Origin of the sequence: Mycobacterium sp. 4858 (genome assembly GCF_900240975.1) — a bacterium.
Lineage (GTDB): Bacteria > Actinomycetota > Actinomycetes > Mycobacteriales > Mycobacteriaceae > Mycobacterium.
On sequence record NZ_LT968776.1, the window covers coordinates 1,026,065 to 1,039,419 of the forward strand.

General features: G+C 69.4%; 13 protein-coding genes. 5 read left to right on the plus strand and 8 right to left on the minus strand.

Features of this window, described 5'->3' with window-relative positions:
• The first annotated feature begins 93 nt into the window (after nucleotides 1-93).
• From cofD to C1737_RS13330, 4 genes are read left to right on the plus strand one after another with little or no spacing between them, the layout of a single operon-like run.
• Nucleotides 94-1,095: a 2-phospho-L-lactate transferase gene (cofD, locus tag C1737_RS13315; protein ID WP_068093637.1), complete on the plus strand. Its 1,002-nt coding sequence runs from the start codon at nucleotides 94-96 to the stop codon at nucleotides 1,093-1,095.
• Nucleotides 1,092-2,432: a coenzyme F420-0:L-glutamate ligase gene (locus C1737_RS13320; RefSeq protein ID WP_102418616.1), complete on the plus strand. Its 1,341-nt coding sequence runs from the start codon at nucleotides 1,092-1,094 to the stop codon at nucleotides 2,430-2,432. Before cofD ends, C1737_RS13320 begins: the two co-directional genes overlap by 4 nt.
• Nucleotides 2,433-2,442: 10 nt before the next feature.
• Nucleotides 2,443-4,032, plus strand: coding sequence for a class I SAM-dependent methyltransferase (locus tag C1737_RS13325; RefSeq protein WP_102418617.1), 1,590 nt, complete (start codon nucleotides 2,443-2,445; stop codon nucleotides 4,030-4,032).
• On the plus strand, nucleotides 4,029-4,571 hold the full coding sequence (locus C1737_RS13330; protein WP_068093663.1) for an NUDIX hydrolase: 543 nt from the start codon (nucleotides 4,029-4,031) through the stop codon (nucleotides 4,569-4,571). Before C1737_RS13325 ends, C1737_RS13330 begins: the two co-directional genes overlap by 4 nt.
• Here C1737_RS13330 and C1737_RS13335 read toward each other — a convergent pair.
• From C1737_RS13335 to C1737_RS13355, 5 genes are all read right to left on the minus strand, one after another.
• Nucleotides 4,568-5,824 (minus strand): bifunctional 3,4-dihydroxy-2-butanone-4-phosphate synthase/GTP cyclohydrolase II, encoded by a 1,257-nt coding sequence (locus C1737_RS13335; RefSeq protein ID WP_068093643.1) that lies wholly within the window; start codon nucleotides 5,822-5,824, stop codon nucleotides 4,568-4,570. The genes C1737_RS13330 and C1737_RS13335 overlap by 4 nt on opposite strands.
• A gap of 50 nt (nucleotides 5,825-5,874) precedes the next feature.
• Complete coding sequence (locus C1737_RS13340) at nucleotides 5,875-6,636, minus strand: SDR family NAD(P)-dependent oxidoreductase (RefSeq protein ID WP_068093668.1); 762 nt, start codon at nucleotides 6,634-6,636, stop codon at nucleotides 5,875-5,877.
• A gap of 8 nt (nucleotides 6,637-6,644) precedes the next feature.
• Nucleotides 6,645-7,784 (minus strand): LLM class flavin-dependent oxidoreductase, encoded by a 1,140-nt coding sequence (locus C1737_RS13345; RefSeq protein ID WP_068093644.1) that lies wholly within the window; start codon nucleotides 7,782-7,784, stop codon nucleotides 6,645-6,647.
• 42 nt (nucleotides 7,785-7,826) lie between these two features.
• A complete protein-coding gene (locus C1737_RS13350; protein WP_068093670.1) occupies nucleotides 7,827-8,624 on the minus strand; it encodes an IclR family transcriptional regulator in 798 nt (265 codons plus the stop codon).
• 108 nt (nucleotides 8,625-8,732) lie between these two features.
• A complete protein-coding gene (locus C1737_RS13355) occupies nucleotides 8,733-9,365 on the minus strand; it encodes a TetR/AcrR family transcriptional regulator (protein ID WP_068093647.1) in 633 nt (210 codons plus the stop codon).
• 94 nt (nucleotides 9,366-9,459) lie between these two features.
• Between C1737_RS13355 and C1737_RS13360 the strand changes: the two genes are divergently transcribed.
• Nucleotides 9,460-10,395 carry an NAD-dependent epimerase/dehydratase family protein gene (locus C1737_RS13360; protein WP_158243969.1) on the plus strand — a complete coding sequence of 312 codons (936 nt, stop codon included), beginning with the start codon at nucleotides 9,460-9,462 and terminating at the stop codon, nucleotides 10,393-10,395.
• Between the two features lie 10 nt (nucleotides 10,396-10,405).
• Here the strand turns inward: C1737_RS13360 and C1737_RS13365 are convergent, their stop codons facing one another.
• Genes C1737_RS13365 through rfbD form a run of 3 tightly spaced genes read right to left on the minus strand, consistent with a single transcriptional unit; the run spans nucleotide 10,406 to nucleotide 13,266 of the window.
• A complete protein-coding gene (locus C1737_RS13365; protein ID WP_067918267.1) occupies nucleotides 10,406-11,485 on the minus strand; it encodes a sugar phosphate nucleotidyltransferase in 1,080 nt (359 codons plus the stop codon).
• A complete protein-coding gene (locus C1737_RS13370; RefSeq protein WP_102418618.1) occupies nucleotides 11,478-12,386 on the minus strand; it encodes a glycosyltransferase family 2 protein in 909 nt (302 codons plus the stop codon). The genes C1737_RS13365 and C1737_RS13370 overlap by 8 nt, the downstream gene beginning before the upstream one ends.
• On the minus strand, nucleotides 12,379-13,266 hold the full coding sequence (rfbD, locus tag C1737_RS13375) for a dTDP-4-dehydrorhamnose reductase (protein WP_068093650.1): 888 nt from the start codon (nucleotides 13,264-13,266) through the stop codon (nucleotides 12,379-12,381). Before rfbD ends, C1737_RS13370 begins: the two co-directional genes overlap by 8 nt.
• Between the last annotated feature and the right edge of the window lie 89 nt (nucleotides 13,267-13,355).

Genomic DNA, 13,355 nt, shown 5'->3' on the forward strand with positions numbered 1-13,355 from the left:
ATTCGGCGTGTCGATCACACCGCCCGCAACTATGCTTAAAGGCCGCGTAACGGGCCGGCCACCACACAGTCGTCGGGCAGTACTGTCGTCCACGTGAAGGTCACCGTTCTGGTCGGTGGGGTTGGCGGCGCCCGCTTCCTGCTGGGGATTCAACAGTTACTCGGGCTGGGTCAGTTCGCAACGCAACAGCACCCAGACGCGGGAGCCGGCAACCACGAACTTAGCGCAATCGTCAACATCGGCGACGACGCCTGGATTCATGGACTGCGGGTCTGCCCGGACTTGGACACTTGCATGTACACCTTAGGTGGAGGTGTAGACCCCGAGCGCGGGTGGGGTCACCGCGACGAAACCTGGCACGCCAAAGAGGAATTGGCGCGCTACGGCGTGCAGCCGGACTGGTTCGGACTCGGCGACCGCGACATCGCCACCCACCTGGTGCGCACCCAGATGCTGGGCGCCGGCTACCCGCTGTCGCAGATCACCACGGCGCTGTGCGATCGCTGGCAACCCGGTGCCCGGTTGCTGCCGGCCAGTGACGACCGCTGCGAGACGCACGTGGTGATCACCGATCCGGACGACGGCACCCGGCGCGCGATCCACTTCCAGGAGTGGTGGGTGCGCTATCGCGCCGACGTGCCGACACACAGCTTCGCCTCCATCGGAGCCGAAAAGGCCACCGCCACAAGTGAAGCTGTCGCCGCCATCGCCGACGCCGACGTCATCCTGCTGGCGCCGTCCAACCCCGTGGTGAGCGTCGGCGCCATCCTGGCCGTGCCCGGCATTCGCGCGGCGTTGCGCTCGACGACCGCCCCGGTCGTCGGGTACTCGCCGATCATCGGTGGAAAACCCTTGCGCGGCATGGCCGATGCGTGCCTGTCGGTGGTCGGGGTGGACTCCACCGCGGAGGCGGTCGGCCGGCATTACGGGGCGCGCGGTGGCACCGGCATCCTGGATTGCTGGCTGGTGCACGAGGGCGACCACGCGGACATCGATGGCGTCGCGGTGCGCGCCGTGCCGCTGCTGATGACCGACCCGAAAGCGACGGCCGAGATGGTCCGCGCCGGGCTCGACCTCGCGGGCGTGAACCTGTGACCGAACACGGCACCGGCGCGGCGATCGAGATCCTGCCCGTCGCCGGGCTTCCCGAGTTCCGCCCCGGCGACGACCTGAGCGCGACGCTGGCCGCGGCCGCCCCCTGGCTGCGCGACGGCGACGTCGTGGTGGTGACCAGCAAGGTGGTGTCCAAGTGTGAGGGCCGGCTGGTGCCCGCGCCGCAGGACGCCGAGGAGCGCGACCAACTCCGGCGCAAGCTGGTCGAGCAGGAGGCGGTGCGGGTGCTGGCGCGCAAGGGCCGCACCCTGATCACCGAGAACCGCATCGGCCTGATCCAGGCCGCCGCGGGCGTGGACGGATCCAACGTGGGCCGCGACGAACTCGCGCTGCTGCCGGTCGACCCCGACGGCAGCGCCGCGGCGCTGCGCGCCGGCCTGGCCGAACGACTGGGGGTCGACGTCGCGGTGGTCATCACCGACACGATGGGCCGCGCCTGGCGCAACGGCCAGATCGACGCGGCGGTGGGGTCGGCCGGTATGGCTGTGCTGCACGGCTATTCGGGGAGCGTCGACCGCCACGGCAACGAACTGGTGGTCACCGAGATCGCGGTCGCCGACGAGGTCGCCGCGGCGGCCGATCTGGTGAAGGGCAAATTGACCGCCATGCCGGTGGCGGTGGTGCGCGGCCTTGCCGTGTCCGACGACGGCTCGACCGCGCGGCGACTGCTGCGGCCCGGCGAGGAAGACCTGTTCTGGCTCGGCACCGCCGAGGCCCTCGACGCGGGCCGCCGGCAGGCGCAGCTGTTGCGCCGATCGGTGCGCCGGTTCAGCGCCGAGCCGGTGGCGCCCGAGCTGATCGAAGCCGCCGTCGCCGAGGCCCTCACCGCCCCCGCCCCGCACCACACCCGGCCGGTCCGGTTCGTCTGGCTGCGCACGGACGGTGTGCGGCCGCGGCTGCTGGACCGCATGAAAGACAAGTGGCGCGCCGACCTCGCCGGCGACGGCAGGCCCGCCGACTCGGTGGAACGCCGGGTGGCGCGCGGCCAGATCCTCTACGACGCACCCGAGGTCGTCATCCCGATGCTCGTTCCCGAAGGCGCGCACGCGTATCCCGACGCCGCCCGCACCGACGCCGAGCACACCATGTTCACCGTGGCGGTCGGGGCGGCCGTGCAGGCCCTGTTGGTGGCGCTGGCCGTGCGCGGGGTGGGCAGCTGCTGGATCGGCTCGACGATCTTCGCCGCCGACCTGGGGCGCGCGGGGCTGGAGTTGCCCGCCGACTGGGAGCCGCTGGGCGCAGTCGCGATCGGCTACCCCGAAGAACCCGCCGGGCCGCGCGACCCGGCGGACGCCGGGGATTTGTTGATCCGCAAGTGATACTTGCCGAATGAAGATGTTCGCGGGCAAGGCGGCGGCCTCCGCCGAGAAGGCCCGCGGCGGCTACTACACGCCGGCGGCGGTGGCCCGGTTCCTCGCCCGCTGGGTGCGCGAAGCCGGACCGCGCGTGCTGGAACCCTCCTGCGGCGACGGCGCCATCCTGCGCGAGCTGGCCGCCCTCGGCGGGCGGATCCACGGCGTCGAGCTCGTCGCCGAAGAGGCGGCCACGGCACGGCAATTCGCTCCCGTCGACACCGCGAACCTGTTCACCTGGCTCGCCACCACCGAGCCCGGCGGCTGGGACGGGGTCGCGGGCAATCCGCCCTACATCCGATTCGGCAACTGGGCGGCCGAGCAGCGCGCCCCCGCGCTGGAGCTGATGCGGCGCGCGGGCCTGCGGCCCACCCGGCTGACCAACGCCTGGGTTCCCTTCGTGGTGGCGAGCTCGATGCTGGTGCGCGACGGCGGCCGGGTGGGACTGGTGCTGCCCGCCGAGCTGCTTCAGGTCACCTACGCCGCGCAGCTGCGCGAGTTCCTGCTGAGCCGATTCAGCGACATCACGCTGGTGACGTTCCGGCGGTTGGTGTTCGACCGCATCCTGCAGGAGGTCGTGTTGTTCTGCGCGATCGCCGGTCGCGGGCCCGCCCGGGTCCGCACGGTCGACCTGGCCGACGCCGATGCGCTCGCGGATGCCGACCTCGGTGTCGAATCGGCGCCCGCGCTGCTGCACGAGAACGAGAAGTGGACCACCTACTTCCTGGACCCGGCCGCGATCCGGCTGCTGCGCACGCTCAAGGCGTCGGCGGCCATGACCCGGCTGGGGTCGGTCGCCGAGGTCGACGTGGGCATCGTGACGGGACGCAACAGCTTCTTCACGTTCACCGACGCGCAGGCCCGCGCACTCGGGCTGCTGCCCCACTGCGTCCCGCTCGTCTCGCGCAGCGCACAGTTGTCCGGCCTGTTCTACGACACCGATTGCCGGGCGGGCGATGTCGCCGCCGGGCACCGCGGCTGGCTGCTCAACGCGCCGTGCGAGCCGGCCGACGCCGCCCTGGCCGCGCACATCGACGCCGGTGCGGCCGCCGGGGTGGACCGCGGTTACAAGTGCTCGATCCGCAAGCCGTGGTGGACCACGCCCTCGCTGTGGATGCCCGACCTGTTCCTGCTGCGCCAGATCCACCTGACGCCGCGGCTGACCGTCAACGCCGCCGCGGCGACCAGCACCGACACGGTGCACCGGGTCCGGCTCGCCGCCGGGGTGGACGCCCAGACTGACCCGGCCGCGCTGGCCGCGGTGTTCCACAACAGCGTGACGTTCGCCTTCGCCGAAATCCTCGGCCGCAGTTACGGCGGGGGCATCTTTGAGCTGGAGCCCCGGGAAGCCGAGCAGCTGCCCATCCCCCCGCCGGCGCTCGCCGGCCCCGGGCTGCCCGGTGACGTCGATCTGCTGTTGAAGGCCAACGAGATCGACAAGGCGCTCGACCTCGTCGACCGCCACGTCCTGATCGACGGGCTGGGGCTCGCGCCGGGAGCGGTGACGCGGTGCCGCGCGGCCTGGGTCTCGCTGCGGGATCGCCGGACGCGGCGGGGTTCTCGGTGAGCGTCCGGGACTCGGCGATCTCGCTGCTGTCCGACTGGCAGGCCCCGGATCCGGCGCAGGATGCGTTGCGGCACGCCGTCCTGGCCTTCGTGCTCGCCCGTCCCGACGCCTGCCGCCGGGCGTGCGTGCCGGGCCATGTCACCGCCTCGGCGCTGGTGGTCGACCACACCGGTTCGCAGGTGCTGCTCACCCTGCACCCCCGCGTGGGCCGCTGGGTGCAGCTGGGCGGCCACTGCGACGACGACGACGGCGACGTCGTCGCCGCGGCGCTGCGCGAGGCCACCGAGGAGTCCGGCGTCGACGGGTTGCGCATCGAGCCAGCGCTGGCCGCCATCCACGTCCACCCGGTCACCTGCTCGTTGGGCGTGCCCACCCGCCACCTGGATCTGCAGTTCGTCGCGCACGCGCCGGCCGGCGCGCGGATCGCGATCAGCGACGAGTCGGAGGACCTGCGGTGGTGGCCCGCCGACGCGCTGCCCGACGGCGCCGACCACGCGCTGGCGTATTTGGTGGGGCGTGCGTCCCGCGGAATCAACTAACCACCATCGGTCGTGCGCGCTAACTCGGAGCGGGGCGCGACCGGGAGGTCATGCCACATGCGCTCTCTCTTGGTGCGCAGGTATCGCACGTTGTGCGGGGTTTCTGCGACGGGCAGCGCCACCCGAGCCGTGATGTGCAGCCCGTATCCGTCGATGCCGCCGTACTTGGCCGGGTTATTGGTGATGAGGCGCAGTCGAAAAATACCGAGGTCGGTCAGTATCTGTGCGCCGACGCCGTAACTGCGGGAGTCGACCGGAAGACCCAGGGCGAGGTTGGCGTCCACGGTGTCGAGGCCTTCCTCTTGCAGCGCGTACGCCCGCATCTTGTGCCCGAGGCCAATCCCCCGGCCCTCGTGTCCGCGTAAGTAGACCAACGCACCGACCCCTTCGGCCGCGATCGCGTGGAGGGACTTCTCGAGTTGCGCGCCGCAGTCACAGCGCAGCGATCCGACGATGTCGCCGGTCAGGCACTCCGAATGCACCCGCACCAGGGTCCCTTCCGCGGACTGACCGGCGGCAGCGACGTCGCCCATCACCAGGGCGAGGTGCTCCGCGCCGTCGAGAACGTTGCGATAGGCCAGCGCGCGGAATTCGCCGAACTCGGTCGGCATCCGTGATGCGCCGATCAACTCGACGAGTCGTTCGGTCCGCCGCCGATGCCGAATCAGGTCGGCGATCGTCAGCAGCGGAAGATCATGTTCTGCAGCGAAATTGCGCAGTGACTCGCCGTGACGCATCGACCCGTCGTCGTCGATCAATTCTCCGATCACCCCAACGCCGGAGAATCCGGCCATTCTCGTCAAGTCGACGGCGGCTTCGGTGTGCCCCGCGCGCACCAGAACCCCGCCGGCTCGCGCACGCAACGGGAAGACGTGGCCGGGCCGCCTGAGGTCCGTGTTTACGGTCGACGGGTCAGCCAGGGAGCGCAGGGTCCGGGCGCGGTCGTCGGCTGAGACTCCGGTTCCGGTCGACGTGTGGTCGACCGTGACCGTGAAAGCAGTGCCGTGCGGGTCGTGGTTGTCGTCGACCATGAGAGGCAAGCGCAACGCGTCGGCACGCTCGGCAGTCATCGGCGCGCAGATGATGCCGGTGGTGTGCCGGATAAGGAAGGCCATCTGCTCGGCGCCGACCTGCTCCGCCGCACAGACGAGGTCGCCCTCGTTTTCTCGATCGAGGTCGTCGGCCACCACGACGATCCGCCCCCGCGCGAGGGCGGCGACCGCCCGCTGCACGGATTGAGAGGCCCTGCTCATGGCGTCGCTCCTTGACTGTTGTGCGCACTCCCGGACTCGCATGTCGGGTGTCACATCGCTGTTGCCCCGCCGTCGACGAACATCGCGGTTCCCGTGACGAAGGAGGCTTCGTCGCTGGCGAGGAACAGCGCGGCCGCGGCGACCTCCTCGGGGCGGCCCAGGCGACCGGTCAGATGCTGGGCCTTCATTCCCTCGAGGACGGCGTCTTGCTGGTCTTCGGGAAGCGAGGCGACGAAGCTTCGCGGCATCGGCGTATCAATGAGCCCGGGAACGAGGGCGTTGACCCGGATGCCGGGAGCAAGGTCGACGGCAGCGACTCGGGACAGCATGATGATCCCGGCTTTGGCGGCCCCGTAAATCGACATGTTCGGTATCGCAACGACTCCCCCAGCCGATGACGTGTTCACGATCGCGCCTCCGGGGTTGGTCATTTTGGGGGCAAACACCCGCATCATGAGGAACACGGACCTGGAGTTGACGTCGTGGACTCGATCCCAGTCCTCGACGGAGGACTGAAGAATGTGCTTTCCGAGGATGACACCGGCGTTGTTGTAGAGGATGTCGACACTGCGGCCGTCAGCGACCGTCGCGGCAAGGTCGTTGACCTGCTCTTCTGATGACACGTCCACGGTGCGGAACTGGAAGTCGTAACCGCCGCCCCGCAGTTCTCGTTCGAGCTCTTCGCCCGCGTCGCGGCTGATGTCGACGCCGACCACGGACGCTCCTTCACCGCAGAACATGCGGCACGCCGCGCGGCCGACTCCGCCGGTGGCGCCGGTGATCACCGCGTACTTGTTGTCAAGCCGTCCCATCGCGTCGCTCATCGGTCAGCGCGCAATCCCGCTTGCCGAAGCAGCGGCATGACGGTGTCGTCGAAGTGCGCGAGCTCCGCTGCATAGTCGAGGAATCCCAACGTCATTCCCGAGATTCCCGCTTTCTCGATCTCGATGAAGCGGTCCACGATTTGTTCCGGTGTTCCAACGAACGGCGCCCCGCCATAACCAGTGATGAAGCGATCCACGGCCGCCTTGGCGATCAGGTGATCGAACGAGCCGCTTTGCAGGCCGAGGGTCTGCATCAAGTTCTGCGCGGCCTCGCGGTCTCCGTTGTCGAGAATGGATTGCAGCGCCCGCTTGGCCTCTTTTTCGGAGTCCCGGCATACGACGTAGGCGCCGGAGAAGACCAACGGTTGCCGGCCGTACTTCTGGTAAGCATTGTTTTTGAAGTCGCCCACCGTGGCGGCCGCACTTTCCGGGTCGTCGACGGCAATGAAGCTGATGTCGGCGTTGCGTGCGGCGAAGTCGCTGCCGGCCGGCGATGCGCCGGCGTTCATGATCACCGGGTGCGGCTTCTGCACGGGCTTGGGCCAGGATTGCGCATCGTTGACGGTGTAGAAGTCACCCGCGTAGGAGAACGGTTCCTCTTGGGTCCAAAGCCGTTTGACGATCTCGAGCCACTCCTCGCCCACCTTGTAGCGCTCGTCGTGCTCGCGCAGCGTCGAGCCGAACATCTCCATTTCGGGCTTGAACCAGCCCATGACGAGGTTCAGGCCGAAGCGTCCGTGGGAGATGTGGTCGATGGTCGCGGCTTGTTTGGCGGCGACGATCGGATGGACGACGGGGACGTGCGACGTGGCAAAAACCATGATGCGTTCGGTGGCTTGGGCGAGGCCGGCCGCCCACGTGTAGGTCTCGAAGCTTGCACCGTTGAAGTTGGTCGGACCACCGAAGCCGCGCCAGCGTCCAAGCGGAATGAGCATGTCGAAACCCATGGCATCGCACCGCTGCGCGAGGCCGACGGTGTGGTCCCAACTCAGTTCGAAGGACGTGGGCGCCTGGCTCAGGCTCACACCGGAGCTCACGTTGGTGGCGAATGTCCCCAATTTGAGCTTGTTGCTGTCGTCGTACAGGGGAAGGTGTGACCTCGCTTCGGCGACGTCGGGGACAGCGAGGTCGGACATGGCGAATCTCCTTCTATGCTCTGCGGCTTATGTTTTGGACGCTTAGGTAGTGACTTGTCCAGGTTGCGCGTGCTCACTGCCGAGGTGGCCGACGTACCCCAGGCGCCGAGATATGGAGACGCCGGCGGTGGTGATCACCGGGCCGAACGCGGCGGCGGCCGCCGACGTGAGGCGAAATGCCGGCCCCCCCACCGCGATTGCCGCGGCGATGTCGCCGGCGGAATCGAAAATGGGTGCCGCGATGGAGCTCAGCCCTGGCTCGCGCTCCTCGGCGGTGTACGAATAGCCCTCTCGGCGAACGACCTCGAGCTCGCGCTTCAGCGCGTCGGCGTCGGTTGTCGTCGCCTCGGTGTACCGCGTCAGCCCGGCGCTCAGGGCCGCGTTCAGCGCTTCGCGCTCGAATGCCATGAACGTCTTTCCCGCCGCGCCGGCATGTAGGGGCATCACCTGGCCGACGTAGCCGTTGTAGATGATCGATTGTTCCGACAGGGCGACGGCGACACCGACGCGCACCGCCCCTTGACGCACGTAGATCCCGGTGGTCTCGCCGGTCAGATCGCGGACGTGCTCGATGACCGGGGCGGCGGCGACGATGAGCTCCGAGGCCGCCTCGGCGGGGGCGGCCCACACCAGGACCCGCAGTCCGAGGCGGTACTCGTTGCCATCGCGCTCGAGCAAACGCTGCGAGACAAGGTTTTTCACGATCCGGGCCGCCGTTGTGGCCGGAAGACCGGTGCGCTCGCGGATGTCGCCAATCTGTAGCCGCGGCCGCTGCCTGGTGAAGCAGTCGAGCACCAAGCAGACCCGTTCGATCACCCGCACCGAGCCTTCGTCGGGCACGTACACCTCCCGGCTAGAACCGCTGTATGGTTTTCAAAACCATCTGATGGTTTGTGACCATAGTCACCGCCCGCCTCGGGTGTCAAGGATCCAGTGGCGTCACCGCGCTTACTGCCAGTCGATCGAGCCCGAACGAATCTGTGCGACAAGATGATTCATCTCGCCGGCGACAAGCCGGGCCGGGTGCATGTCCAGGTGGGTGAACTGACCGACCAATTCCAGGCTGACGACGCCATGGATACGGGCCCACGCCACCGTCGCCAGCAGCAGGGCCCGATCGTCCGGAGTCGGCTCACCGAGCAGCTCGGCGGCGATGCCGGCGAGGACATTGAGCGGGCGGAACGCCTCGGCGACGGTGTCCATCGGCGCCCGATAACCGGGTATCGGCGTGCCGAATAGCAGCAGGTAACGCTGCGGCTCTTCCCTGGCCCAGCTGCGCACGGCGCCGGCCACCGCCTGGAGCCGGTCGGCGGCCGACCGCCCCGCGCCGCGCCCTGCCGCCCCTTCGACGGTGCGCGTCAGGTCCGCGTATCCATCGCGAATCAGTGCGGTTATCAACGCATCCCGATTGGAGAAATATCGGTAGAGCGCCGGTCCGGTCATTCCCATCTGCTTGGCGATGGCGCTCATCGAAATTCCGGCGCTTCCCGACTCGGCAAGCTGACGCATTGCGATCCGCTTGATCTCGTCCGTCGCTTCCCGGCGGTAACGCTCTCGTCGGCTCGCTGGCGGTTGCGACATCGCTCTCTTCTCGTCGACGGTGATAACACGCTACTCTAGTAATAGGTCATAACTATAGTTATTGGATATTACGTTAGAGCTATCTGGAGGCGCGGTGAGCGGTACGGCAGTGGTGTTCGGGGCCGGCAGCGGGCTCGGCGGGGAGATCGCACGCCAGTACGCAGCACAAGGCCGCCCCGTGCGGGGCGTAACCCGCTCCGGGACTGGCATCCCGGAGGGAGTCGAGAATCACCGTGCCGACCTGCTGAACCGGTCCGCGGCAATTGCCGCCTGCCGGAAGGCGTCGGTCATTCATCTGGCTGCCAACGTGGCCTACCCCGACTGGCTCAGCACGTTCCCCGTCATGGTCGACAACGCCATCGCCGCAGCACAAGACACCGCTGCCAAGCTGGTGTTCACCGACAACCTGTATGCCTACGGGCCCGTTGACGGACGCTTCGACGAGCGGACACCGGAACGGCCCGTCGGCCCGAAGGAGAAACTGCGCGCCCGGTTGGGGCGCTCCCTGCTCGAGGCGCACGCCGATGGCCGGGCGCGGGTGACGATCGGCCGGGTCAGTGACTACTACGGCCCCGAAGCGCGGATGTCCTTGCCCGACGAACTCATCATCGGGCCGTTGTCACGGGGTCGGAATCCGATCTGGTTCGCGCCGCTGAACCTGCCGCACACGTTCGCCTACTCCGTCGACACCGCCAAAGCGCTGATCGTGCTTGGCGACGACGAGCGTGCCGACGGCCGAATCTGGCACACGCCGGCCGATGTGACGCTGCCGGTTTCGGACTTCGTGGCGCTTGCCGGCAAGGTCGCCGGCCGACCGCTCCGGCCCATCCGGCTGCCCGCCGTGACCACCCACCTCATGGCTCTGTTCGATCGACGACTGCGCGGTTACTCCGAACTCGAGCATCAGCGGACAAGACCCTGGGTCGTCGACCACTCCGCCTTCGACCACACCTTCGGGCCCCTGCCCGTGACGCGCCACGAGGAGGCCATCCGGCGAACCATCGAGTGGTATCGCGGCGCCGCGCGATGAGCTCGGGGCCTCAGACGTCGGACGAATAGCGGATGCCGCCGTCGGGAATCGACACCCCCGGCCACACGCGGGCGCCGCGCAGCAACTCGCAGCGCGCGCCGATGTCGGCGCCGTCGCCGATCACGCCGTCGCGGATCAGCGCGCGCGGACCGATGCGCGCACCGAAGCCGATGATGGAGCGCTCGATCACGCTGCCCGCTTCGACCTTGACGCCGTCGAAGATCACGGCGCCGTCCAGCCGGACGCCGGGTCCGATCTCGGCGCCCCTTCCGACGACGGTTCCGCCGACCAGCACCGCGCCCGGCGACACCGCCGCGCCGTCGTGCACCAGCTGCTCGCCGCGGTGGCCGTGCAGGGCTGGCGACGGCGCGATGCCGCGCACCAGGTCCGCCGATCCCCGGACGAAGTCCTCCGGTGTCCCCATGTCCCGCCAGTAGGTGGCGTCGACGTAGCCGCACACCTTGACGTCCGGATCGGCGAGCAATGCGGGGAACACCTCGCGCTCGACCGACACCTCGCGCCCGCGCGGGATGCGGTCGATGATGTCGCGCGCGAACACGTAGGTGCCGGCGTTGATCTGATCGGTCGGCGGATCCTGCGTCTTCTCCAAGAAGGCGGTGACCCGGCCGGTTTCGTCGGTGGTCACGCAGCCGAAGGCCCGCGGGTCGCCCACCCGGACCAGGTGCAGGGTGACGTCCGCCCGGTTGCTGCGATGGAAGTCGAGCATCTGGCCCAGGTCGGCACCCGACAGGACGTCGCCGTTGAACACCATCACGGTGTCGTGGCGCAGGTGGTCGGCGACGTTGGCGATGCCCCCGCCGGTCCCCAGCGGCCGGTCCTCGGTGACGTATTCGATCTGCAGGCCCAGCTTGGACCCGTCGCCGAACTCGGCCTCGAACACGGCGGCCTGATACGAGGTGCTCAGGATGACGTGCTCGATGCCCGCTGCGGCGACGCGCGACAGCAAGTGCGTCAGGAACGGCAACCCGGCGGTGGGCAGCATGGGCTTGGGTGCCGACAGCGTCAGCGGCCGAAGCCGGGTGCCCTTGCCGCCGACGAGGATCACGGCATCGACTTGTGGGTTAGCCATCTGCGCGCCGCCCTTCCGCCAGTTTCCGTCTCCGAGTGCGCAGCGCCCCACGCACCATCAGGCGGGAACGCAGCGCCAGCGCGGCCCGCAGCGCCCAGCGCAGCGGCGCCAGCCACCACCCCGAATGCCGGTCGGCCAGGAACATATAGGTGCTCTTGTGGTGGGCCGCCAGGTGGCTCGCCGGGTCGTCCCCGGTGGAGTGCCCCTTGTGGTGCAGGACCTCGGCCGACGGCACGTAGACACTCAGCCAGCCGGCCCGGCCGAGCCGGTCCCCGAGGTCGACGTCTTCCATGTACATGAAGTAACGCTCGTCGAACCCGCCGACCTGGGCGAAGGCGGACCGGCGGACCAGCAGGCACGACCCGGACAGCCAGCCGACCGGGCGTTCGGTGGGCTCCAGCCGCTCCTGGCGGTAGGCCGCCGTCCACGGGTTGCGCTTCCAGATGGGCCCGATGACGGCGTGCATGCTGCCGCGGACCAGGCTCGGCAGGTGGCGCGCCGACGGGTACACCGAACCGTCGGGATCACGGATGAGCGGGCCCAGCGCCCCGGCGCGCGGCCACCGGGTGGCGGCGTCCAGCAGCGCGTCGATGCTGCCCGGCCCCCACTGCACGTCCGGGTTGGCCACGATCACCCAGTCGTCGTCGACGTCCGGCGTCTCGGCGAGCTGGGCGACCGCGCGGTTGACCGCGGTCCCGTAGCCGAGATTGGCCCCGGTGTGGAACAGCCGCACGTTGGGGTAGCGCTCGACCGCGGCCTGCGGGGTCCCGTCGGTGGAGCCGTTGTCGGCCATCACCACGCACACGGGCCGCTCGGTGGCCAGCGACAACGAGGCCAGGAATCGCTCGAGGTGTGGGCCCGGTGAGTAGGTCACCGTCACGACCGGCAGGACGTCAGTCACGCGTAGAGGGTAACGGTCGATCGGCGGCGGCCAGCGCCGCGACAAGTGCGGCGCGCCACGGCCTTAACGGCCGCAGGCCCGCCGCGGCGGACTCCCGCCCGGACAGCGCGGAGTAGCTGGGGCGCGGCGCGGGGCGGGGAAACTCGGCGGTGCTGACCGGCTGCACCCGGGCCGGGTCGGCGCCGCACTCGGAGAAGATCGCCCGGGTCTGCTCGAAGCGGGACACCGCGCCCTCGTTGGCGGCGTGCAGAATGGGCCCGGGCACGTGATCGTCGGCGACCTGCAGCAGCGCGGCCGCCAGGTCGCCCACGTAGGTCGGCGACCCGACCTGGTCATCGACCACCCGCACCGGGCCGTCCCCCGCGGCCAGCCGGCGCATCACGGCGACGAAGTCCTTGCCGTCACCGCCGGTGTAGACCCAGGCGGTCCGGACGATGACGGCCTCCGGCAGCGCCGCCAGCACGGCCTCCTCCCCGGCCAGCTTGCTGCGGCCGTACACGCTCTGCGGGGCGGGTTGGTCGCTGGGCTCGTACGGGTGCGGCGGCGCGCCGCCGAAGTCACCGTCGAAGACGTAGTCCGTGGAGACGTGGATGAACCGGGCGCCGGCGCGCGCGCAGGCCCGGGCGATGTTCTCGGGGCCGGTGGCGTTGACGGCGTAGGCGCCGGCCTCGTCGCTCTCGGCGCCGTCGACGTCGGTATAGGCCGCGCAGTTGATCACCACGTCGCCGCGCTGGACGACGCGCTCGGCGGCGGCGGGGTCGGTGATGTCCCACTGCGACGACGTCAGCGCCAGGACGTCGCGGTCCTTACCGGCCGCCAGCGAGCGCAAAAACCCACCCAGCTGGCCCCCGGCACCGGCGATCACGATCCTGCTCGACATGGTCTGAGTCTGGCATGCCCGGGAAAGCGCGGGCGAACGCCGGGGCGCGCGGTGCTTCGCTACCCGCGAAGCGTGTGGGTCGCAAGTAA

What these genes read in the sequence shown, in the direction of transcription:
- C1737_RS13340 (WP_068093668.1), bottom strand. Translation starts at nt 6,636, where the DNA reads ATGGGACGGCTTGACAACAAGTACGCGGTGATCACCGGCGCCACCGGC.
- C1737_RS13355 (WP_068093647.1), bottom strand. Translation starts at nt 9,365, where the DNA reads ATGTCGCAACCGCCAGCGAGCCGACGAGAGCGTTACCGCCGGGAAGCG.
- rfbD (WP_068093650.1), bottom strand. Translation starts at nt 13,266, where the DNA reads ATGTCGAGCAGGATCGTGATCGCCGGTGCCGGGGGCCAGCTGGGTGGG.
- C1737_RS13345 (WP_068093644.1), bottom strand. Translation starts at nt 7,784, where the DNA reads ATGTCCGACCTCGCTGTCCCCGACGTCGCCGAAGCGAGGTCACACCTT.
- C1737_RS13335 (WP_068093643.1), bottom strand. Translation starts at nt 5,824, where the DNA reads ATGAGCAGGGCCTCTCAATCCGTGCAGCGGGCGGTCGCCGCCCTCGCG.
- C1737_RS13365 (WP_067918267.1), bottom strand. Translation starts at nt 11,485, where the DNA reads ATGGCTAACCCACAAGTCGATGCCGTGATCCTCGTCGGCGGCAAGGGC.
- C1737_RS13325 (WP_102418617.1), top strand. Translation starts at nt 2,443, where the DNA reads ATGAAGATGTTCGCGGGCAAGGCGGCGGCCTCCGCCGAGAAGGCCCGC.